Origin of the sequence: Paraburkholderia dioscoreae, from assembly GCF_902459535.1 — a bacterium.
GTDB classification, from domain to species: domain Bacteria; phylum Pseudomonadota; class Gammaproteobacteria; order Burkholderiales; family Burkholderiaceae; genus Paraburkholderia; species Paraburkholderia dioscoreae.
The window spans coordinates 2,085,194-2,107,198 of record NZ_LR699553.1 but is presented as its reverse complement, the minus strand read 5'-3'; the positions used below and the strand labels follow the sequence as shown (position 1 = coordinate 2,107,198).

General features: G+C 64.6%; 16 protein-coding genes. 9 read left to right on the top strand and 7 right to left on the bottom strand.

What is annotated here, in order from left to right; translation table 11 throughout:
- Positions 1–92 precede the first annotated feature (92 nt).
- Positions 93–482 carry a hypothetical protein gene (locus tag PDMSB3_RS09455; RefSeq protein WP_007181986.1) on the bottom strand — a complete coding sequence of 130 codons (390 nt, stop codon included), beginning with the start codon at positions 480–482 and terminating at the stop codon, positions 93–95.
- 220 nt (positions 483–702) lie between these two features.
- On the opposite strand from PDMSB3_RS09455, the gene PDMSB3_RS09450 reads away from it, so the two are divergent.
- Entirely contained in the window at positions 703–1,206 is a 504-nt protein-coding gene (locus PDMSB3_RS09450) for an LEA type 2 family protein (RefSeq protein WP_007181987.1), read from the top strand.
- Positions 1,207–1,318: 112 nt separating this feature from the next.
- Here PDMSB3_RS09450 and PDMSB3_RS09445 read toward each other — a convergent pair whose 3' ends face one another.
- From PDMSB3_RS09445 to PDMSB3_RS09435, 3 genes are all read right to left on the bottom strand, one after another.
- A complete protein-coding gene (locus tag PDMSB3_RS09445; protein WP_007181988.1) occupies positions 1,319–2,497 on the bottom strand; it encodes an acetyl-CoA C-acyltransferase in 1,179 nt (392 codons plus the stop codon).
- Between the two features lie 170 nt (positions 2,498–2,667).
- A complete protein-coding gene (locus PDMSB3_RS09440; RefSeq protein WP_007181989.1) occupies positions 2,668–4,752 on the bottom strand; it encodes a 3-hydroxyacyl-CoA dehydrogenase NAD-binding domain-containing protein in 2,085 nt (694 codons plus the stop codon).
- A gap of 159 nt (positions 4,753–4,911) precedes the next feature.
- On the bottom strand, positions 4,912–6,603 hold the full coding sequence (locus PDMSB3_RS09435) for a 3-(methylthio)propionyl-CoA ligase (RefSeq protein ID WP_165185912.1): 1,692 nt from the start codon (positions 6,601–6,603) through the stop codon (positions 4,912–4,914).
- Between the two features lie 195 nt (positions 6,604–6,798).
- On the opposite strand from PDMSB3_RS09435, the gene PDMSB3_RS09430 reads away from it, so the two are divergent.
- The 5 genes from PDMSB3_RS09430 to PDMSB3_RS09410 all read left to right on the top strand — a co-directional run bounded on the left by PDMSB3_RS09430 (position 6,799) and on the right by PDMSB3_RS09410 (position 10,716).
- Complete coding sequence (locus tag PDMSB3_RS09430) at positions 6,799–8,355, top strand: protein adenylyltransferase SelO (protein ID WP_007181991.1); 1,557 nt, start codon at positions 6,799–6,801, stop codon at positions 8,353–8,355.
- 132 nt (positions 8,356–8,487) lie between these two features.
- A complete protein-coding gene (gene msrB, locus PDMSB3_RS09425) occupies positions 8,488–8,910 on the top strand; it encodes a peptide-methionine (R)-S-oxide reductase MsrB (RefSeq protein WP_007181992.1) in 423 nt (140 codons plus the stop codon).
- Between the two features lie 162 nt (positions 8,911–9,072).
- Positions 9,073–9,603: a septation protein A gene (locus tag PDMSB3_RS09420; protein WP_007181993.1), complete on the top strand. Its 531-nt coding sequence runs from the start codon at positions 9,073–9,075 to the stop codon at positions 9,601–9,603.
- Position 9,604: 1 nt separating this feature from the next.
- Positions 9,605–9,925, top strand: a complete 321-nt coding sequence (locus PDMSB3_RS09415) for a BolA family protein (protein ID WP_007181994.1) — start codon at positions 9,605–9,607, stop codon at positions 9,923–9,925.
- A gap of 11 nt (positions 9,926–9,936) precedes the next feature.
- A complete protein-coding gene (locus PDMSB3_RS09410) occupies positions 9,937–10,716 on the top strand; it encodes a peptidylprolyl isomerase (RefSeq protein WP_007181995.1) in 780 nt (259 codons plus the stop codon).
- A gap of 150 nt (positions 10,717–10,866) precedes the next feature.
- On the opposite strand, the gene PDMSB3_RS09405 is transcribed toward PDMSB3_RS09410, so the two are convergent.
- From PDMSB3_RS09405 to purL, 3 genes are all read right to left on the bottom strand, one after another.
- Positions 10,867–12,159 (bottom strand): HipA domain-containing protein, encoded by a 1,293-nt coding sequence (locus tag PDMSB3_RS09405; protein ID WP_165185910.1) that lies wholly within the window; start codon positions 12,157–12,159, stop codon positions 10,867–10,869.
- Positions 12,149–12,406 (bottom strand): helix-turn-helix domain-containing protein, encoded by a 258-nt coding sequence (locus PDMSB3_RS09400; protein ID WP_035518627.1) that lies wholly within the window; start codon positions 12,404–12,406, stop codon positions 12,149–12,151. Before PDMSB3_RS09400 ends, PDMSB3_RS09405 begins: the two co-directional genes overlap by 11 nt.
- Positions 12,407–12,731: 325 nt before the next feature.
- Positions 12,732–16,817 (bottom strand): phosphoribosylformylglycinamidine synthase, encoded by a 4,086-nt coding sequence (gene purL, locus PDMSB3_RS09395; RefSeq protein ID WP_007181998.1) that lies wholly within the window; start codon positions 16,815–16,817, stop codon positions 12,732–12,734.
- A gap of 393 nt (positions 16,818–17,210) precedes the next feature.
- Between purL and PDMSB3_RS09390 the strand changes: the two genes are divergently transcribed.
- From PDMSB3_RS09390 to PDMSB3_RS09380, 3 genes are all read left to right on the top strand, one after another.
- Positions 17,211–18,554, top strand: coding sequence for a M35 family metallopeptidase (locus PDMSB3_RS09390; RefSeq protein ID WP_232064156.1), 1,344 nt, complete (start codon positions 17,211–17,213; stop codon positions 18,552–18,554).
- A 267-nt stretch (positions 18,555–18,821) separates the two neighbouring features.
- Complete coding sequence (locus tag PDMSB3_RS09385) at positions 18,822–20,120, top strand: FAD-dependent oxidoreductase (protein WP_007182000.1); 1,299 nt, start codon at positions 18,822–18,824, stop codon at positions 20,118–20,120.
- A 174-nt stretch (positions 20,121–20,294) separates the two neighbouring features.
- On the top strand, positions 20,295–21,884 hold the full coding sequence (locus PDMSB3_RS09380; protein WP_165185907.1) for an NAD(P)H-hydrate dehydratase: 1,590 nt from the start codon (positions 20,295–20,297) through the stop codon (positions 21,882–21,884).
- The last annotated feature ends 121 nt before the right edge of the window (positions 21,885–22,005 follow it).

The window sequence follows — 22,005 nt, the reverse complement described above, 5'->3', positions numbered from 1 at the left end:
ACTACATCGACGATAAATTGGAAGGTGTCTACAGACGTTGAGATAAACCATCGAGGTTGGCGCACGAGTTCGACGCCGCCCCGTTTAAAGTATCAATGGCTGAAGTCAGCCCCCAGCCAACCCGCCGCGGTGGTTTTCGCATGACTGAGAGCGCCTTGTGCGTCAGGGAAAACGCCGAGCTGGTCCCACCGTTCCTCTGCCGCAAAAGGCCCCTTGATGCCAAGCGCCTTCTGGATGCTCAACTGCGCGGCGTATCTTCCGTCTTCAAGAGGCCGTGCTGTTGCAACCACCTTGTGCGGGAGCCCTTGCCGCACGGGCTGAATCAGTTCCAGAGGACCGCCGGCCATACCTACGTCGATCAGCTCGTTGCGCATATTGCAGTCGGGGCAATAGAAGAAAAATGCATTGTTATCCCGATTCGGTTTGACCTGCTTGCGGGCAAGAACAGCCCGGCACTCGACATTTTCGCAAATGAATGGCATATCGGTCTCCGTGATGATTTTCGAATCGTGGCGCGGTACAGATCGGAACGGCGCTTCGGGAAACGATCTGCCAGAAGCAGTCAGGGAGCAATCAGCAGATGACCGGATTGCTAATGCCATGCGAATGCCAGCGGCTCCTCGCGCAACACGGCCCGGTACAATGCATGACCCAAGCCGCTTGTTCCGTGCTTGCTTCCGCGCTTGTTCCGAGGTGCAGGTCATGTCCATTTTCCGCGCGCTGCTGTCCGGCCGTTCCGTTCGCCTCGCCACGATCCTCGCCATCGTCACGCTGACGCTCAACGGTTGCGCCGGCCTGTTCGGCGGCGACCCGCTGCGCGTGAACGTGGCCGGCATAGAACCTATGGAGGGCCAGGGTCTCGAAATGCGCTTCAACGTGAAACTGCGCGTGCAGAATCCCAACGAATCCCCGGTCAGCTTCAACGGCGTGTCGCTCGATCTCGAACTGAACGGCAAGCCTTTCGCGAGCGGCGTGAGCGATCAGGCCGGCACCGTGCCGCGCTTCGGCGAAACGGTCGTCAATGTACCGTTGACCGTGCCGGCTTTCGCCGCGGTTCGCCAGGCTTTCGCCTTCGCGGGCGCCGCCCAGTCGGGACAGATTCCGTACATTCTGCGCGGCAAGCTGGCGGGCGGGCTCACCGGCACGACGCGATTCGTCGATCAGGGGACGTTGAGCCTGCCGTCGTCCGGCATGGCGTTGCCCTGATGGCGTTCATCGAGGCGAGCATCGCGCGCAAATAAAAAAGCGGGTGGCGAGGGTTCGTCGCTATCGCGCCGAAGCACACGGCACCCGCCGTTCATCCAGCGTTCGACATGGCTCACACCACCTCGAACAACCCTGCCGCGCCCTGCCCGCCGCCGATACACATCGTCACGACAACCAGCTTCGCGCCGCGCCGCTTGCCTTCGATCAGCGCATGCCCGGTCAGCCGCGCACCCGACACGCCATACGGATGGCCGACCGCGATCGCGCCGCCGTTCACGTTCAGACGATCCTGCGCAATGCCGAGCTTGTCGGCGCAATACAGCACCTGCACCGCGAACGCTTCGTTCAGCTCCCACAGGTCGATATCCTCGACTTTCAGACCTGCCTGCCTGAGCAGCTTCGGCACCGCGAACACCGGACCGATACCCATCTCGTCCGGCTCGCAACCTGCCACCGCGAAACCACGGAAAATGCCGAGCGGCTGCAGGCCTTCGCGCTCCGCCACCTTCGCGTTCATCACCACGCACGCCGACGCGCCGTCCGAGAACTGGCTCGCGTTGCCGGCCGTGATCACACCGCCAGGCAATGCGGTACGAATCTTCGAGACACCTTCGAGCGTCGTGTCGGCGCGAATGCCCTCGTCGCCGCTCACGGTCACTTCTTTCGTGAAGAGACGTCCGCTCGCTTTATCGGCAACGCCCGCGAGCACAGTCAACGGCACGATCTCGTCCTTGAACCTGCCGGCTTCGAGCGCGGCGGCGGCGCGCTGTTGCGAACGCACGCCGTATTCGTCCTGACGTTCCTTCGAGATCGAATAACGTTTCGCGACGTTCTCGGCGGTCTGCAGCATCGACCAGTAGATTTCCGGCTTGTTTTTGCTGAGCCAGCCTTCGGTCAGCATGTGGTGGTTCATCTCGTTCTGCACGCACGAGATCGACTCCACGCCGCCTGCCACATACACGTCGCCTTCGCCCGCAATCACGCGTTGCGCGGCCAGCGCGATAGTTTGCAATCCCGAGGAACAGAAACGGTTCACTGTCATGCCCGGCACGCTGACCGGCAAACCGGCGCGCAGCGCGATCTGCCGCGCGATGTTCATGCCCGTCGCGCCTTCCGGATTGGCGCAGCCCATGATCACGTCCTCGACGCGCGCCGGGTCGAGCTTAGCGCGCTCGACGGCAGCCTGCGTCACATGGCCGCCGAGCGTCGCGCCGTGCGTCATGTTGAAACCGCCGCGCCATGATTTGGCAAGGCCTGTGCGGGCGGTCGATACGATTACGGCGTCAGTCATGCGTGTCTCCTGTGTCGATCAGCGTTGGCGTGTCGACCGGAGTCAATGCTTCGACACCGACTCCGGTCCCACGCAGCGCGCTCTGATCCCATACAAGTTGTGTCGAGGGTGGCGCGCTGGCGAATCGATCACCGCATGGCACCACCCCAATCTTTCACTCGAACGGCAACTCAGCCGTTGAACCCGCGTCCCTCGCGCGCCAGTGCCGCGATGCCCGGCGCCAGTTGCCAGGCATCGCCGTTCGGCTGCGCGGCATAGCGGCGAATCGCGCGCTCGACGTTGTAGAGGCCGACCGTGTCCGCATACAGCATCGGGCCGCCGCGATAGAGCGGAAAGCCGTAGCCGGTCAGATAGACCATGTCGATGTCCGACGCCTTCGACGCAATACCCTCTTCGAGAATTTTCGCGCCTTCGTTCACGAGCGCGAACACGAGGCGCTCGACGATTTCCTCGTCGCTGATCTTGCGGCGCTCGGCGTTGGCTTCCTTCGAAAACGCGACGATCATGTCATCGACCACCTTCGACGGATACGCGGTGCGATCGCCCGCCTTGTAGTCGTACCAGCCGCCGCCCGTCTTCTGGCCGAAACGCCCTGTCTCGCAGAGACGGTCGGCGATCTTCGAGTAGTGCATGTCGGGATGTTCCTGATAGCGGCGCTTGCGGATCGCCCAGCCGATGTCGTTGCCAGCCAGATCGCTCATGCGGAACGGCCCCATCGCGAAGCCGAACTTTTCGATCGCGCGATCCACCTGCGCGGGCAGCACGCCTTCTTCGAGCATGAAGAGCGCCTGACGGATGTACTGCTCGATCATCCGGTTGCCGATGAAACCGTCGCACACGCCCGAGACCACGGCGGTTTTGCGGATCTTTTTGGCAAGCTTCATGACCGTGGCGAGCACGTCTTTGGCCGTCTCCTTGCCGCGCACGACTTCGAGCAGCTTCATCACGTTGGCCGGGCTGAAGAAGTGCATGCCGACCACGTCCTGCGGACGCTTCGTGAAAGCGGCGATCTTGTCGACGTCGAGCGTGGAGGTGTTCGAGGCGAGGATCGCGCCTGGCTTTGCCACTTCGTCCAGACGCCTGAACACCTGCTCTTTCACGCCGAGTTCTTCGAACACCGCTTCGACGATCAGGTCGGCGTTTTTCAGGTCGTCGTAGGAAAGCGTGGGCGTGATCAGCGCCATGCGCTGTTCGAGCGCTTCGGGCTTGAGCTTGCCCTTCCTGACGCTCGCTTCGTAGTTCTTGCGAATGGTCGCGAGGCCGCGATCCAGCGCTTCCTGTTTCGTTTCCAGCAGCGTGACCGGAATGCCCGCGTTGATGAAGTTCATCGCGATGCCGCCGCCCATCGTGCCCGCGCCGATCACGGCCACCTGGTCGATGTCGCGCACCGGCGTGTCGGAAGGCACATCGGGAATCTTGCTCGCCGCGCGTTCACCGAAGAATGCGTGACGCAGCGCGCGGCTTTCCGGCGTCTGCACGAGCGCGACAAAGCATTCGCGTTCGAACGCGAGGCCCTTGTCGAAGCCGTTCTGCACGCCCGCTTCCACGGCGTCGATACATTTGTGCGGGGCAGGCAAATGCTTCGCGACCGCTGCCACGCTATTGCGCGCGAACTGGATGAAGCCGGCGGCGTTCGGATGCTCGATCTTGCGGTCGCGCACCTTCGGATGCGGGCCTTCTTTTGCACCGACCTTGCGGGCAAATGCCAGCGCTGCTTCGGCCAGATCGCCTTGCGCGAGTTCATCGAACAAGCCGGAGTCAGCGAGTTTCTCCGACATCACGGGCGTGCCGGAGACGATCATGTTGAGCGCGGCTTCGAGACCGATGGCGCGCGGCAGACGCTGCGTGCCGCCCGCGCCCGGCAGAATGCCGAGCTTCACTTCCGGCAGCGCGATCTGCGCGCCGGGTGCGGCCACGCGGTAATGCGCGCCGAGCGCGAGTTCTAGACCGCCGCCCATCGCGACGCTGTGAATCGCCGCGACCACCGGCTTCGCGCTGCCTTCCACGGTCCTGATGACGGTGGCGAGCGTCGGCTCCTGAGTCGCTTTCGGCGTATTGAACTCGGTGATGTCCGCGCCGCCCGAGAAAGCTTTGCCCGCGCCCGTCAGCACGATCGCCTTGATGGCCGGATCGTTCTGCGCGCGCTCGATCCCCTCGACGATGCCGGCTCGCGTCGACAGGCCGAGACCGTTGACGGGAGGATTGTTCAGCGTGATGACGGCCACGCCGTCATGGGTTGTGTAGTCCACTGCCATCTGCCTGCCTCCATGCGATCCATGCAATAAGGCGACGCGCTGGCGCGCCGCCCTTCCGGTTCATTGGGTCGGACTATCGGTCCGACTCATTGTCGGACGAATTGTCGTTTGACGCCGGGGTCAGCAGGCAGAATACACAGAAAAGCACGCTCGTTCAATTTATCGGGAGACGGGGTTTCCCCTGGCAAGCGGTGTCAGCGGGCAGTCCTTTTCTTCCTCCAGCGCGGACGGCAGAACATGGTCGCGGAAAATGTCGCGCAACTTGAGTTTCTGCAGCTTGCCGGTTGCCGTGTGCGGCAGTTCGTCGACGAAGGCGACGTCGTCGGGAATCCACCATTTGGCGACCTTGCCTTCGTAGAAGGCGATCAGCTCATCGCGCGTCACGTCGAAGCCGGGGCGCTTGACGACCACCAGCAGCGGCCGCTCGGTCCATTTCGGATGCGCACACGCAATGCACGCCGCCTCGGCCACGGCCGGATGCGCGATCGCCACGTTTTCGATGTCGATCGAACTGATCCATTCGCCGCCGGACTTGATCACGTCTTTCGAGCGGTCCGTGATATGCAGAAAGCTGTCGCGGTCGATGGTGGCGACGTCGCCGGTGGGAAACCAGCCGTCCACGAGCGGCGAGTCGTCCTTGCGGAAATACCGGTCGATCACCCACGGCCCGCGCACGTGCAGATCGCCGAACGCCACGCCGTCCCACGGCAGCTCGCGCCCGTCTTCGCCGACGATTTTCATATCGACGCCATAGAGCACGTGCCCCTGCTTCTCCAGCAATTTGCGCTGCTCTTCCAGCGGACGCTGGCTTTGCTCCCACGTCAGTTTGGACAGCGTGCCGAGCGGCGACATCTCGGTCATGCCCCATGCATGGATCACCTGCACGCCGTAGTCGTCCTCGAACGTGCGCAGCATGGCCGGCGGACACGCCGAGCCGCCGATCACCGTGCGATTGAGCGACGAAAACCGCCCCTTCGCCTCGCGCAGATAGTTGAGCAGGCCGAGCCACACGGTCGGCACGCCGGCCGAATATGTGACGCGTTCGCTTTCCATCAGTTCGTACAGCGACTTGCCGTCGAGATCCTTGCCGGGGAACACCAGCTTCGCGCCGGTCAGCGGCGCAGAGTGCGGAATACCCCATGCGTTCACATGAAACATCGGCACGACGGGCAGCACGCAGTCGCGCGCGGAAAGGCTCATGGCGTCGGGCAACGCGGCGCCGAACGCATGCAGCACCGTCGAGCGATGCGAATACAGCGCGCCCTTCGGATTACCGGTGGTGCCGGACGTATAGCAAAGGTATGAAGCCTGGCGCTCGTCGATGGGCGGCCATTCGTAATTGCCGTCCTGCGCGGTGACGAGCGTCTCGTAGCTGAGCACGGGTGTCTGCATGACAGGCAGATGCGCTTCGTCGGCGAGCGCGATCCAGCCGCGCACTTTCGGGCATTGCGGCGCGAGGACGTCGACGAGCGGCGCGAACGTGGTGTCGAACAGCACGTAAGCGTCGTCCGCGTGATTGATGATGTAGGCGATCTGATCGGGAAAGAGACGCGGATTGATCGTGTGGCAGACAGCGCCGAAGCCGGTCGTGCCGTAATACGCTTCCAGATGCCGGTAGCCGTTCCATGCGAGCGTCGCGACCCGTTCGCCGGGTTCGACGCCGAGCGCGATCAAAGCCTGCGCGAGCTGCTTCGCGCGTTTTTCGCAATCGCGATAGGTATAACGATGCAGGTCGCCTTCAATGCGGCGCGACACGATTTCAGTGCTGCCGAAATGCCGCGCGGCATGCGCGAGCAGCGAAGGCACGGTGAGCGGCACGTCCATCATCTGGCCAGCGAGCGGCGTCGTCATCAAGAGTGGTCTCCTCGGCTTGATTGTTTCAATCGGTTTGCAGCTCGGGGGCGCGCCTCAGTCTCAACGCGCCGTCAGCGAAATGCGGAAATCCGGCAAACAGCTACGCGAGGCCCGATTCGGCAACGACAGTGGGCCGGCCAGCAGCTCCGCGGGCGCGGACTTACAATATCGGTTAATCCAGAGGCGCTCAACATGTCGTTTTCCCCAAGCATTGCAGGGTTATCCGGGCCTTTGTCGGCCCTTTCCGATGCGCTCACCACTGCGCCGGAAAGCGCGTTTGCGAGCCTTGGCAGCGTGTTTCTCACGCGCCTGCCGGCGGCGCCGCTCAGCGCGCCATATGTGGTCGGATTTTCCGCGGAAACCGCCGCGCTGCTCGGTTTGGAGCCCGGCATCGAGAACGATCCGGCGTTTGCCGAACTGTTCTCGGGCAATGCCACGCGCGAGTGGCCGGCCGAGGCGCTGCCCTATGCGTCGGTGTATTCGGGCCACCAGTTCGGCGTGTGGGCCGGCCAGCTCGGCGACGGCCGCGCGCTCGGCCTCGGCGAAGTCGAACACGGCGGCCGGCGTTTCGAGCTGCAGCTCAAAGGCGCGGGGCGCACGCCCTATTCGCGCATGGGCGACGGCCGCGCGGTGTTGCGCTCTTCGATCCGCGAGTATCTCTGTTCGGAGGCCATGCATCACCTCGGCATTCCGACCACGCGCGCGCTGTGTGTAGTCGGTTCCGATCAGCCGGTGCGGCGCGAAACAGTCGAAACGGCCGCCGTGGTCACGCGCGTAGCGCCGAGCTTCGTGCGCTTCGGCCACTTCGAGCATTTCTATTCGAACGATCGCACCGACGCGCTGCGCGCGCTCGCCGATCACGTGATCGAGCGCTTCTATCCGCATTGCCGCGAAGCTGACGATCCGTATCTCGCGCTGCTGAACGAAGCGGTGCTGTCGACCGCCGACCTGATGGTCGAGTGGCAGGCGGTGGGTTTCTGCCACGGCGTGATGAACACGGACAACATGTCGATCCTTGGTCTGACGATCGACTACGGTCCATTCGGTTTCATGGACGGCTTCGACGCCGGCTACATCTGCAATCACTCCGATTCGCAAGGCCGTTACGCATACAGAATGCAGCCGCAGATCGCCTACTGGAACCTCTTCTGCCTCGCGCAAGGCCTGTTGCCGCTGCTCGGCGAAAAGCACGAAGAAAGCGTGCGCGGCGACAAGGCGATCGAAGACGCGCAGCGTGTGCTCGGCGGCTTCAAGGACCGTTTCGCGCCGGCGCTGGAGCGGCGCATGCGCGCGAAGCTCGGCCTCGAAACCGAACGCGCCGGCGACGACGCGCTCGCCAATCGCCTGTTCGAAGTGATGCACGCCAATCGCGCGGATTTCACGCTGACCTTCCGCAATCTGGCGCGCGTGTCGAAGCACGACGCGAGCGGCGACGCCGCGGTGCGCGATCTGTTCCTCGACCGCGCCGCGTTCGATGCGTGGGTGAACGACTACCGCGCGCGGCTGTCGGAGGAAACACGCGAGGACGCCGCGCGTGCCATTGCAATGAACCGTGTGAACCCCAAATTCGTACTTCGCAATCATCTGGCGGAAACGGCGATCCGCCGCGCGAAAGAGAAGGATTTTTCCGAAGTGGAGCGACTGGCGGCCGTGCTGCGCCGCCCATTCGACGAACAGCCCGAGCACGAAGCGTATGCCGGGCTGCCGCCGGACTGGGCGAGCTCGCTGGAAGTGAGCTGCTCGTCGTAACGCGCTGAAACACCGCTGATTGCGTCTGATTGTGTGTAGCAGGCTTAATGAGCCAATCCGGAGCCGAATCCGCCTGACCTATCCAGCCGCCCCCAGAACAACCCCGAGCCAGCCCGAGACAGGAACCCGACCATGAACAAGCCCGACGACCTCAACACCGACGCCCCCGCCGTGCAGAAAGACGACGCCGAGTGGCGCAAGCAGCTTTCCGATGTCGAATATCAGGTGACGCGCCACGCGGCCACCGAGCGGCCGTTCACGGGCCGCTATCACGACCACTGGGACCGCGGCATCTATGACTGCGTCTGTTGCGGCACGCCGCTGTTCGAATCGGACACCAAGTTCGACGCTGGTTGCGGCTGGCCGAGCTACTTCAAACCGATCAACGGCGAAGTGATCGCCGAGAAGACCGACCGCTCGCACGGCATGTTGCGTATCGAGGTGCAATGCAAGAACTGCGGCGCGCATCTGGGCCACGTGTTCGAAGACGGGCCGGCGCCGACCGGCCTGCGGTACTGTATCAATTCGGCTGCGTTACAATTCGAGCCCAAGTAACGCAGCGCGGAGTCCGGCGCGTTGCCGGCCGGCGCCCGCGTCCAACCAGGCGCGCGCCGGCCGCGACACCCTTCATCCAGCTTGCGAGCCGGTCGAACCGGTCGATCGGCTTCGCACCGCGCCCCTGATCTCCGACCCATTCTCCGATTTCCCGCCCAGATAATGAAATTCCTGTTCGATCTGTTCCCGATCATCCTGTTTTTCGTCGCCTTCAAGATCTGGGGCATTTTCACGGCGACGGCAGTGGCGATCGTCGCCACGCTGGTGCAGATCGCATGGGTGGCTTTCCGCCACCGCAAGGTCGATCCGATGCTGTGGGTGAGCCTCGGCGTAGTCACTGTGTTCGGCGGCGCAACGCTCGTGCTGCACAACGACACGTTCATCAAATGGAAGCCGACCGTGCTGTACTGGGCATTCTCGGTCGCGCTGATCGTCTCGCAACTGGCCTTCAACAAGAACCTGATCGAAGCGATGATGGGCAAGCAGATCACGCTGCCGCACGCGGTCTGGGGCAAGCTGAATGTCGTGTGGGCGGTGTTCTTCGTGCTGCTCGGGCTCGTCAATCTGTTCGTCGCGTACAACTACACGACCGACCAGTGGGTCAATTTCAAGCTGTTCGGCGCGACCGGCTGCCTCGTGGTGTTCATCGTCGGGCAGAGCTTGTGGCTGTCGAAGTATATGAAGGAAGAATGACATGACGAGCAATGCCGATGTATTCATGCACGCCACCACTGCAGAGCGCGCCGCGTTGATCGAGACGCGCCTCGCCGCCGCCCTCGCGCCGGTCACGTCGATCCAGATCACCGACGACAGCGCGCAGCACGCCGGCCACGCCGGTGCCTCGGCCGGCGGTCATTTCAGTGTCACGATCGTGGCTGCCGCATTTGCCGGCAAGGCCCGCGTGGCGCGGCATCGCATGGTGTATGATGCGCTGGCCGATGCCATGCAGCGCGGCATTCACGCCCTTGCAATCACGGCGTACACGCCCGAAGAATTCGCTTTGTTGCCCCGCTAGGAAAATTTTCGATGACCTTGAAGAAAACCCGCCTTTGGGTATTGCTGGCTGCATTTGCAGCCGCACCTGCATTCGCACAGAACATTGCCGTCGTGAACGGCACGCCCATTCCGAAAGCACGTGCCGATGCGCTGATCGATCAACTGGTTCATCAAGGCCAGCAAAATACGCCGCAACTGCAAACGGCCGTGCGCGAAGAACTGGTGAACCGCGAGATTCTGATGCAGGAAGCGCTGCGCCGCGGCCTGCCGAATCGTCCGGACATCAAGGCGCAAATCGCCGTGGCACAGCAAACCGTGGTGCTGCGCGCGCTGATCGAAGACTTCGTGAAGAACAACACGCCGACCGACGCCGAAGTCACCGCGCGCTACAACGCGCTGATCAAGGACGCGGGCGGCAAGGAATATCACCTGCACCACATTCTGGTGGACAACGAGCAGCAGGCCAAAGACCTGATCGCGAAGATCAAGGCCGGCGCGAGCTTCGAAGATCTGGCCAGGCAATACTCGAAGGATCCGGGATCGGGCAAGAACGGCGGCGATCTGGACTGGTCGGACCCGAAGGCTTACGTGCCTGAATTCGCGGACGCGGCCACGCATCTGCAGAAAGGCCAGATGACCGATACGCCGGTGCATACGCAATTCGGCTGGCACATCATTCGTGTCGACGACGTGCGCAACATCACGCCGCCGCCACTGGAGCAGGTACGCCCGCAGATCGTGCAGCAGATCCAGCAGGAAAAGCTGCAAGCGTTCGAAGAAGGTCTGCGTAAGAACGCGAAGATTCAGTAAGCGGGAGCTTGCCGCTGAGAATCGGGTGGCGCTCCGGGTTAGCGCTTCTCCTGATCGGCGGTTCTCGATTCTGACGAAGGCGCTGTTCAGTCAATGACTGAACAGCGCCTTTTTCATATGCGATCGACCAAGTCGGTTAAACCGCCGTGCTCATTTGCGCAGCGCTGCGCTCATCTCCGCGAGCGGCATCGCGACGATCGAGTCGAGTAGCCGGACTTCGCCGGCATTCGGCTGCGCGATTTCGTCGACGGCACGCCGCGTGTCCGCCACGCGCGCGTCGAGAATGGCCAGCATGTCATCCAGCAACCTTTCCGAACCTCTTGGCGCGAGATGAAGCGCCTCGCCGAATGCCAGCATGTTCCTTCTGGAAATGTCCGCGAACTGCGTGGCGTCTCCAACGGGCATGGTCAGGTCGCAGCGCGGCCAACGGTCCCGCTGTTGCGGCTGGTAGGTCGGCGTATGGTAGACGACCGTGCTCACCAGATCGTAGAACGGAGCCAGTATGTAGCCGCGCGGGCTGACGAAGAACGACAGGTTTTTCAGATGCGAGTCGGCGTTGCCAATCAGGACGTTGAAGACCGCCCATCGGAATACATCGAGACGCGCCACTGCGCGAGTGCTCGTTTTTTCGATGGCATCACTGAGCACCTGCGCCGTCGCGTTCTGATATTTGAAGCTGCGGTCGTAGTTCAACAACTGCATGGCGTCGACCGTATGGAGGCGCCGGGCCGGTTCAGTGGCCGTATCACGGTCGAAACGATCGATGATGTAGCAGGCCGAAGGCACGCGTAAAAAGTGCGTAGGCGGCACGTTCAAACCCATCGCGCGAGCGAGGCGCATGCAGAAAAATTCGTTGATCGCTGAATGGAGATAGCCCGTGCTTCGCATATCGGGCTTGAGCAGATGCATGGACGGCTCACTCCCCACAGGTTCAAACAACTCGTAATCCGGCGCGGTGCCTCGCAAGGTCAGAAGCAGCTTCTGCTGGGCGCCCGCCGCGGACATGCGTTTGGGCGCCGTAGCGGTGAGCGCGTGATGCGGCATGGCCTGAATGCGCGCCTCCAGATTCGCGTACGACAACGGTTGCAGACCGCCGGATGCCTCGTGTTCAGCCTCGGCGAGCAGCGTCAAGGCTCCAGCCGACTCCCGGCCGTAATGGGCGAGCAGACCCCAGGCATCGCTCGCATCGACCTTGGCCTCGCGAGCGAGCGACATGCGCATTTCCTCTTCAGGCAAGAGGTTGTCGAAGAACCATTGCACTGGCCTTTGGCTCGAGGTGTCGACGAACGGCTGGGCATTCAGAGGAAATGCAGGTGAAAGCGCAAACGCGTCGTCATGACCCAGCCAGTCCTGGTCGTAGGTAAATGACCAGATACCGCTGTCATCGCTTACGATGCCAACGCGCCGGCCATTCGCATAGGCGACGAGCGTTCTAGCGGCCATGAGGGGTCCGTCTGCGATGGAGCGCCTTGGCGGCCGAGGCTGGAGGAATGTCCACGGAAACTTGCGCGTGCAGCCTGATGCCCAGTTCGCCGAGAAGATGCAGCACCTTGCCGATCTGCGCTGTCGGCTTGCCGGCTTCGATATGCGTGATGAACTTGGGGGACAGGCCTGTCGCAATGGCGACATCGTCGCGTGTCAGCCCTTGTGCGAGCCTCGACGCCCGTACGAGATCGCCGAGCGCCGTCATGTCGCCAATGAAAACCTCGGATTGCCGCACTGTTCACCCCTGTACGTTCGTACCCGCTCGGGAACATTATGCCACATGACAGGAAGGGAGGCTTGATCTCGTACCCGATCGGGTACGGAATGATGTGTTAGAAGTCTCGGCAAACCATTTCGTACCCGATCGGGTACGAAGAATAGAAAAATTGCTGACTGCGGCGCTTCACGTACCAGAGCGGATACGGAGCATGTGTCGACAGGTTTGGGCACCGCTGCAAGGCGGCACAGCGTTTTCCACCGCCCGCCCTGCTCACGCCACGCGGCCGCACGGCCCGTGGCACGTCACATCTTCAGCCCAGCCAGCGGCGCGCGTTCTGGAACACGCGCATCCACGGGCTCGCGTCCGTACCGCCCTCGCCCCAGCCTTCCGGATGCCAGCTCATCTGCACCGCGCGATGCACGCGCTCGGTGTGCGGCATCAGCACCGTGAAGCGTCCGTCCGGCGTCGTCACCGACGTGATGCCGTTCGGCGAGCCGTTCGGGTTGAACGGATACTGCTCGGTCGCCTGACCGCGGTGATCGACGTAACGCATTGCTACCGCGACCTTCGACGCATCGCCCTGCTGCGAGAAGTCCGCGTAGCCTTCGCCGTGGGCGATTGCCACCGGAATGCGCGAGCCTTCCATGCCGCTGAAGAAGATCGACGGCGAAGCCTGCACTTCGACCAGCGAGAAGCGCGCTTCGAATTTCTCCGACTTGTTGCGCGTGAACTTCGGCCAGGCTTCGGCGCCCGGAATCATGGAGGCGAGGCTGCTCATCATCTGGCAGCCGTTGCAGATGCCGAGGGCGAACGTGTCTGCGCGGCCGAAGAACGCGGCGAACATGTCGGCCAGTTGCGCGTTGAAGCGGATCGCCTTTGCCCAGCCTTCACCGGCGCCCAGCGTGTCACCGTACGAGAAGCCGCCGCACGCCACCGCGCCGGCGAATTCCGCCAGATTGGCGCGGCCCGCCAGCAGGTCGCTCATGTGCACGTCGTGCGCGTCGAAGCCCGCGCGGTCGAATGCGTAGGCGGTTTCGAGGTGCGAGTTGACACCCTGCTCGCGCAAGATCGCCACGCGCGGACGCGCGCTCCTGCCGATGAACGGCGCGGCGACGTCTTCCGTCGGATCGAAACTCAGCGCCGGGGCGATGCCCGGATCGGCCGCGTCGGAGAGCGCGTCGTATTCGGCGTCGGCGCAAGCCGGGTTGTCGCGCAGACGCGAAATACGCCAGCTCACTTCGCTCCACGTGCGATGCAGTTCGGTGCGTGGAGCTTCGTAAATCTTCTTCGCGTCGCGATAGATTTCAATGGTGTCGCGCTCGTTGATCTTGCCGATCACATGCGAGCACGCCGACAGGCCATGTTCGCGCAACGCGACCAACACCGCGTCGCGCTCGGACGCGCGCACCTGGACGACGGCGCCGAGCTCTTCGTTAAAGAGCGCGCGGATCGTGCGATCTTCGCGGCGGCCGCTGGTCTGCTTCGCCCAGTCTTTGGCGTCGCCGTAGTCGGATTCGTGGCTCGGATCGAGCACCAGCATGTCGACATTCAGCGACACGCCAACGTGCCCCGCGAACGCCATTTCGCACACCGTTGCCCACAGCCCGCCATCCGAACGGTCGTGGTAGGCGAGTAGCTTGCCGTCCTGGTTCAGCGCCTGAATCGCGGCGAAGAAACGCTTCAGATCTTCCGGGTCGTCCACGTCCGGCACCGTATCGCCGACCTGCTGCGTGACCTGCGCGAGAATACTGCCGCCCAGACGATGCTTGCCGCGGCCGAGGTCGATCGCGATCAGCACCGACTCGCCCACGTCGCTCGCGCGGCGCAGTTGCGGCGTGAGGTGGCGGCGCACGTCTTCGACCGGCGCGAATGCCGAGATGATCAGCGAGACCGGGGCGACCACTTCTTTCGCGACGCCGCGGTCTTCCCACTTGGTGCGCATGGACAGCGAATCCTTGCCGACCGGAATGCTGATGCCGAGCGCCGGGCACAATTCCATGCCGATCGCCTTGACCGTGTCGTACAGCGCGGCGTCTTCGCCCGCTGCGCCGCACGCGGCCATCCAGTTGGCCGACAGCTTGAGCTTGTCGAGCGACGCGATCGGCGCCGCCGCGATGTTGGTCACCGCCTCGCCGACCGCCATGCGGCCCGATGCCGGCGCGTCGATCACGGCGAGCGGCGTGCGCTCGGCCATGGTCATGGCTTCGCCGCGAAAGCCCGCGTAGTCCATCGTCGTGATCGCGACGTCGGCCACCGGCACCTGCCACGGGCCGACCATCTGGTCGCGCGCGGTCGTGCCGCCCACCGAGCGGTCGCCGATCGTGATCAGGAACGACTTGCTCGCCACCGTGGGATGACGCAGCACGCTGGTCGCGACATCCGCCAACACGAGGCCGGTGACATCCACCGGTTCGAGCTTCCGCTCGACGCGTTTGACGTCGCGATGCATGCGCGGCGCCTTGCCGAGCAGCACTTCCATTGGCATGTCGACCGGCTGGTGCGCGGTGTCGTCGTTCAGCTCGGAGTCGATCAGCTTGAGTTGACGCTCCGCGGTGGCCGTGCCGATCACGGCAAACGGGCAGCGCTCGCGCTGGCACATGGCCTCGAAGGCCGGCAGATCGGCCGGTGCGATTGCCAGCACGTAGCGTTCTTGCGCTTCGTTCGACCAGATTTCGCGCGGTGACAAGCCGCTCTCTTCCAGTTGAATTTTGCGCAGGTCGAAGCGCGCGCCCTTGCCCGCGCCATCGACCACTTCCGGGAAGGCGTTCGAAAGACCGCCCGCGCCGACGTCGTGAATACTCAGAATCGGGTTCTTCTCACCAAGCTGCCAGCACGCATTGATGACTTCCTGCGCACGGCGCTCGATTTCCGGGTTGCCGCGCTGAACCGAATCGAAATCGAGTTCCGCGGTGTTGGTGCCGGTCGCCATCGAGCTCGCGGCGCCGCCGCCCATGCCGATGCGCATGCCCGGGCCGCCGATCTGGATCAGCAGCGAGCCTTCCGGCAGATCGTGCTTATGCGTGTGCTGGTCCGAAATATTGCCGATGCCGCCGGCGATCATGATCGGCTTGTGATAGCCGCGCACCAGGCCCGCGACGTTCTGCTCGTAGGCGCGGAAATAGCCGCCCAGGTTGGGCCGGCCGAATTCGTTGTTGAACGCGGCGCCGCCGAGCGGACCGTCGATCATGATCTGCAGCGGCGAGGCGATGCGATCGGGTCGGCCGTACGCTTCGTGCTTGTCGTCCGGATTGCGGTGCGCGAGCGGCTGTGCGGCGTCGCGCGCGTTTTCCCACGTCTCGACGCCGTCCGGCAGTTCCAGATTCGACACCGTGAAGCCCGCCAGACCCGCCTTGGGACGCGCGCCGCGGCCCGTCGCGCCTTCGTCGCGGATTTCGCCGCCCGCGCCGGTCGCGGCGCCCGGGAACGGCGAGATCGCGGTCGGGTGGTTATGCGTTTCCACCTTCATCAAGGTGTGGGTGAGTTCGGTGCTGCGGCGGTAGTGCTCGGGCAGCTCACTCGCGCCGAGGTCGGCCGGCGTACGCGGGAACCAGCGCTCGGCCATACCGCCCGCCATGATCGCCGAGTTGTCCGAATAGGCGACGATCGTGCCTTGCGGATTCAGCTTCTCGGTGTTGCGGATCATGTTGAAGAGCGAGATGTCCTGCTTCTCGCCGTCGATCGTCCAATCGGCGTTGAAAATCTTGTGGCGGCAGTGTTCGCTGTTGGCCTGCGCGAACATCATCAGTTCGACGTCGGTCGGGTTGCGTCCGAGCTTCGTGAACGCGTCGACCAGGTAGTCGATTTCGTCGTCGGCCAGCGCGAGGCCCAGTTCCGTGTTCGCCGCGACCAGCGCGCCGCGGCCGCGGCCGAGCACGTCGACGGTTTGCAGCGGCCTGGCCGGCAGTTCGTCGAACAGATGCAGCGCGTGCTCGCGCGAAGGCGACATGCTTTCGGTCATGCGGTCGTGCAGTGCCGCCGCGACGGCCGCGCGGGCTTCGTCGGAGAGCGCCTTCTTGCCGCCCAGCAGGCCGCTTTTCAGCGTCACCGTGTACTCGACGCCGCGCTCGATGCGGCGCACCTGCGTGAGGCCGCACAGATGCGCGATATCCGTTGCCTTGCTGGCCCACGGCGACACCGTGCCGAAACGTGGCACCACGAGGAAGGTCTCGGCGGTGCCGCGCTCCCTGGTTTCTTCGAGCGGATCGCCGTAATGCATCAGCGCTTCGATCTTCGCGTTGTCTTCAGCGGAAAGCGGCGCCTGGGCATTGACGAAGTGCAGATATTGTCCGCGCACGCCGGTGATGTTCGGATCGATGCGCGTAAGCGTTTCGAGCAGGCGGGTTTGACGGAAATCGGAAAGGGCCGAAGCACCGGGGAAACACGAGAAGTGGGCCATGGACTTGACGTTGCGTCGCTAATGATGCCGATGAGTGATGCGGATGAGTCGCGCCGATGAGCCGCGCGTGATGGCGGCGTGAGACGCAAAGGAAGTCCGGGATTATACCTCGGGAACGGGCTTCCAGCGGCCATGCGACGCGTCCGCGTGGCCGGGGGCCGCATGCTCGCGAATGTGTTCTTCCGATACGACATCTCGTCGGCATGCCGATGCTCTAATCGACGCGCAAGTGGGGCAATTCATTCTCCCGGACGCGTCGGCAGCGCTGCGCCACGCGAACCGCAAACTCATTTGAACGGGCATGTCATGAACGTCAACCGCTATGGCAGTACCTATCAGACTTCGCATCCGCTGGCTTTGATGCGCCCGCCGCCGGGCACGGCCGCCGCATTCATGCTGACGACGCCTCACATCCATTCGCCGGCCGAGACGCCGCGCGCGCCGATCGGCAATGCCGCGGCCGGGCTCCCGCACGGCAAGCCGGATGGCCGGGCTCCGAGGGTTGGAGGCGGTGTTCAAGCGCTTGAGCGAATCGGCGGCAAAGCGGCGCGGGATAGGCTGGACGCTTCGGGTAGGCGCGTCCAGGACAGCAAGGACAATCCCGTTCGCGCCACGTGGGCCCCCGACGGGCGGCACACCCGCGACAGCATGGACGCCAACGGCACGCGCATTCACGAGACGTGGGACGCGGCCGGCAGTCACACCCGCGACAGCGTGGACGCCAACGGCACGCGCATTCACGAGACGTGGGACGCGGCCGGCAGTCACACTCGCGACAGCGTGGACGCCAACGGCAACCGTATCCGTGACAGTTGGGGCCCGAACGGCAAGCACATCCGTGACATCTGGGACGCAAACGGGAAGCACAAACGCATCGTCTTGCACAACAAGGCCAACCACATACCTCCTTCGATGCACGCCGGCGGTCTCACGCCCGGCCCTGCCGGCCGCAGCAGTCGCCCAATGCCTCTACCCGCGGTCGGCGACGCTCCTGCGTCATCGCCGCTCGCGGTCCCAGCCAATGGCGCCGCCAGCGGCGAGCCGTTGGAACCCGTCGGCGGCGGGGATGGTGAACAGCCTGCCGAACCCACAGGTCGCGGCGCCCAGCCCTCCGCCCCCGTCAGCGGCGGTAGCGGCCAACCCTCCGCGCCCGGCGACGACGACCTTCAGGCGCCCGACGACAACACCGGCCATACCGACTACGATCAACCTTCCCCCGGCTCCGCGCGTACCCCGGCGTTGATCGGGCTCACGTCGGAGCAACGCGGGATAGTGACCCGCGCCTATCAACACGTGAAGCGCATGATCGACAGCGCCCTCGACAAACTCAAATCTGGTCATCCCGACAACAACTTTTCGCGCTGGTTCGGCAGCCCGACTCAGCGGAATGTGCAGAAAGTCGAACAGGTTCTCACCCACATGCAGCACGCCATGTCGCACGACCGGTTCACCTTCGTCCTCGGTGCGTCGCACGACAACTCGGAACTGGCGCACGTGCAATCCAATTCGCCTCATCAGATCAACCTGAAGCCGCACTTCTTCGATCACGCATTCGGCGCCAACACCCCGGAAGCGACGATTGCCCACGAGCTGAGCCATTTCCCGTACATCGGCAACACCAAGGACCACCTGTATGGTCCCGCCGCCGTCGCCAGCCTCGCGGCACGAAACAGCGACATGGCCACCGACAACGCCGAAAACTACGGCATGTTCATTCGCGCGCAGGCGACCGCATGAGCCTCTGAGCGGAACCCGCATTCGCCGCGCTCACGACGGACCACGAAGGACGGCGCCGCACCCCGCGCGCTCCCGTCCCTTCGAGTTGCGCTCCGCCGCGGCCGGGCCTGCACGCGGCCCGCGTGGCCGCGCCGGCGGATTGACTGCTATCATTCGCCCTTTCACCAGATCGGCGCGAGCGGCCTCGTCAGGCCGGGCAACGCGCCGCATGTCACGCTCAACGGGAATGCGCCGCTTCGGCGTCCCGTCGGCAAATCGAATCAGAACATGGATGTCATCGTCATCGGCGGCGGGATTGCGGGCGTCGCCACCGCTTATCAACTGCGCGCGGCCGGCCACCGGGTATGCGTCGTCGAGCGCCACGCCACTGTCGCGCAGGGCGCGACCTATGGACACAGCGGCACCGTCCTGCCGACCCCGCTGGACGTCTGGTTCGGCCCGACTTTCATGGCCAGCCGTCAGAACGCCAAAAACGGCATAGTCAACAAAGCCGGTTTCAACGGGCCGGTGCGCCAGCTGGTCAAACAGCTCGCCGAGCTGCAGGAACCCAACGCGTTCGGCCACCAATACGGACTGCTGCGGCCGCTGATCGAGCTGTCGCGCGAAACCATGACGGACATGGAAGCACGCTTCGGGCTCGAGTTCGAACAGGCGAGCGGCGTGCTCTACCTGGTCCGTTCCGAACAGGAGTGGCAGCAGTTGCGGCCGGCCCTCGGGCTGCTGCGGCTCTTCGAAGTGCCGCACCACGAGTTGACCCCGGAACAATGCGCCGCGTTCGAGCATTCCGTGCGCACCGAGCCGGAATTCGCCGGCGGCGTGCTGTTCGACCAGGAGCGCACAGCCAACTGCCCGCTGTTCACGAAGCTGATCAAGCAGACGCTGGATACGCAGGGCGACGTCCAGTTCATGCTGGGCTGCGAAGTCTCGTCGGTCCGCCTGGAAGGCCAGCGCGCCGCGGTAGAGCTGGCGCCGCGGCCGGGCACGGCATCCCGCTCGCGCGAAGTGGACGTGATCCACGCCGATGCGGTAGTCGTGGCCGCGGGCCACGGCAGCCTGCCGCTGCTGGAGCGCCTCGGCTTGCGGCTGCCGCTGCATCCGCTGCGCCTGCATACGCTGGTCGCACCGATCGCGCATGAGGAATGCGCGCCTCACGTCGCGATCGTGGACGCGGTGAAGCGGATCGCGATCAGCCGGATGAACCATCGTCTGCGGATCGCGGGCGGCGCGGTTCTGCAAAGCGCTGGCCAGATCGACAAGCCGCTGGGCGAAGCGGTGACGAAAGAAGCCCTCGCGCTGCTCGGCCAGGCCACGCACGACTGGATTCCGGGCGCCGCGCGGATCTCGGCGGCTTTGCCGTGGGAAGGCGTCAAACTGCTGTCGCCGGACGGCTTGCCGGTGATCGGCAATGCGCTCCATCCGCGCCTTTTCGTCAATATCGGTCACGGCCCTGCGGGTTGGGGCCTCGCCTGCGGATCGGGCAAACTGCTTGCCGATCTGATTTCGGGCGGCACGCCGGACCTTCCTGCGGACACGCTGGCCGCCCTGCGCGCGGATCGCTTCCGTTAAAACCAATCCCGAGGCCCCGCCGATAACGGAAGGGGCCTTCTGTTTTTTGGCCGTCCCTCGGGCGGGCCCCGTGCACACGCTGTCCGCAAGAGACCCCGCCGGGCACCTATCGGCACTACCATAGCGATTCCCAAGCTTTCTCACCTCGCTCCAGGTGAACCGCCGAGCCTAGCCATGACAGAAGCCGACCACACGCCGCCGACGCTAATCAGCCCGCACAATCGCGCCTTGCCTTTACTGACGCTGACCGACCTGCGGATCGCCGAATCTCAGGCGCAGACAGCGCTGCCGAAGCACACGCTGATGTCTCGCGCCGGCAAATCCGCGGCGAGTTTCCTGCAGGAGCAGATCACCCGCGATACCTCGATCGAAAAATCGCGGCACAAGGTGTGGCTCATCGCCGGGCCGGGCAACAATGGCGGCGACGCGCTGGTGCTTGCCACGGAACTGCACAAAGCCGGCATCGCTGTGGAATTGTGCATGCCCGTCGAAGTGAAACCGGACGACGCCCGCTGGGCTCTCGACACGGCCCGCGCGGCGGGCGTCGCGATCAGCGCCGCGGCGCCCGCCGCGCTGGACGACTACACGTGGCTCGTGGACGGCATGTTCGGCATCGGCCTGACACGTCCGCTCGAAGGGGTGTTCGCGGACGTCGCCCGCCGGCTCTCGCAACGGACCAAAGCACGCCCCCGCAAAGGCGGCGTGCTGGCGCTCGACGTGCCGAGCGGTCTCGACAGCGACACCGGCATGGCGGTGGGCAATGGCGACGGCGGCGCCGTCCATGCCACCCATACGATCACCTTCATCGGCGCCAAGCCGGGGTTGTTTACCGCGCAAGGCCGCGACCTCGCGGGCGCCGTCACCGTCGCGCCGATCGGCGTCGACACCAGCGGCCGCACGGCCGTGCAGCTCAACGCGCCCGAGCTCTTCGCCGCCTTCCTGCCGCCGCGCGATTTCGCGACCAACAAGGGCAGCTTCGGCAGCCTTGCCGTGGTCGGCGGCGACACCGGCATGTGCGGCGCGCCGATTCTCGCTTCGCGCGCCGCGCTTTACACCGGCGCGGGCAAGGTGCACGTCGCGCTACTGGGGGAAGGCGCGCCGCCCTACGATCCGCCGCATCCCGAACTCATGCTGCATGCGATCGACGATCTGCCGCTCGATCACATGGACGCGCTCGCAGTCGGCTGCGGCATGGGTCATCGCGAGCGCGCCACGCGGGTGATGCACGACGTGCTGCACCTCGACGTGCCCAAGCTGTTCGACGCGGACGCGTTGAACCTGATCGCGAAAGACCCCGCGCTCGCCGCCGAAGTCACCGCGCGCGGCGTGCAAGGCGATCCGTGCATCCTCACCCCACATCCGCTCGAAGCCGCGCGCCTGCTCGGCACCGACGCGCCGGGCGTGCAGCGCGACCGCCTCACCGCGGCGCGCGCGCTCGCCGCGCGCTTTGCCAGCGTAGTGGTCCTGAAAGGCACCGGCACGGTCGTCGCGGCACCGGACGGCCGCCTTGCGATCAATCCGACCGGCAACGCCGCGCTCGCGACGGGCGGCACCGGCGACGTGCTCGGCGGCATCATCGGCGCCCTGCTCGCGCAGCGTCTGCCGCGCTACGAAGCGGCGCTCGCGGGCGTCTATCTGCACGGCCTCGCCGCCGACACGTTGAGCGCGCAAGGCCACGGCCCCGCCGGCCTGACCGCGGGCGAACTGGCGCCGATGGTGCGCACCTTGCTGAACCGTCTGTTCTATCCGGCGGCGGAGTGCTGAAAGCGTTCGTCCCAACCTATGGCGGCGCCTCCAAACCGCTGCCCGCTGTCACGCAACGCCGTTATACTGACTGACTGCGCTGCGCATCGGAGCCAGTCCGGTTGACGGCGAAGTTTCGTCG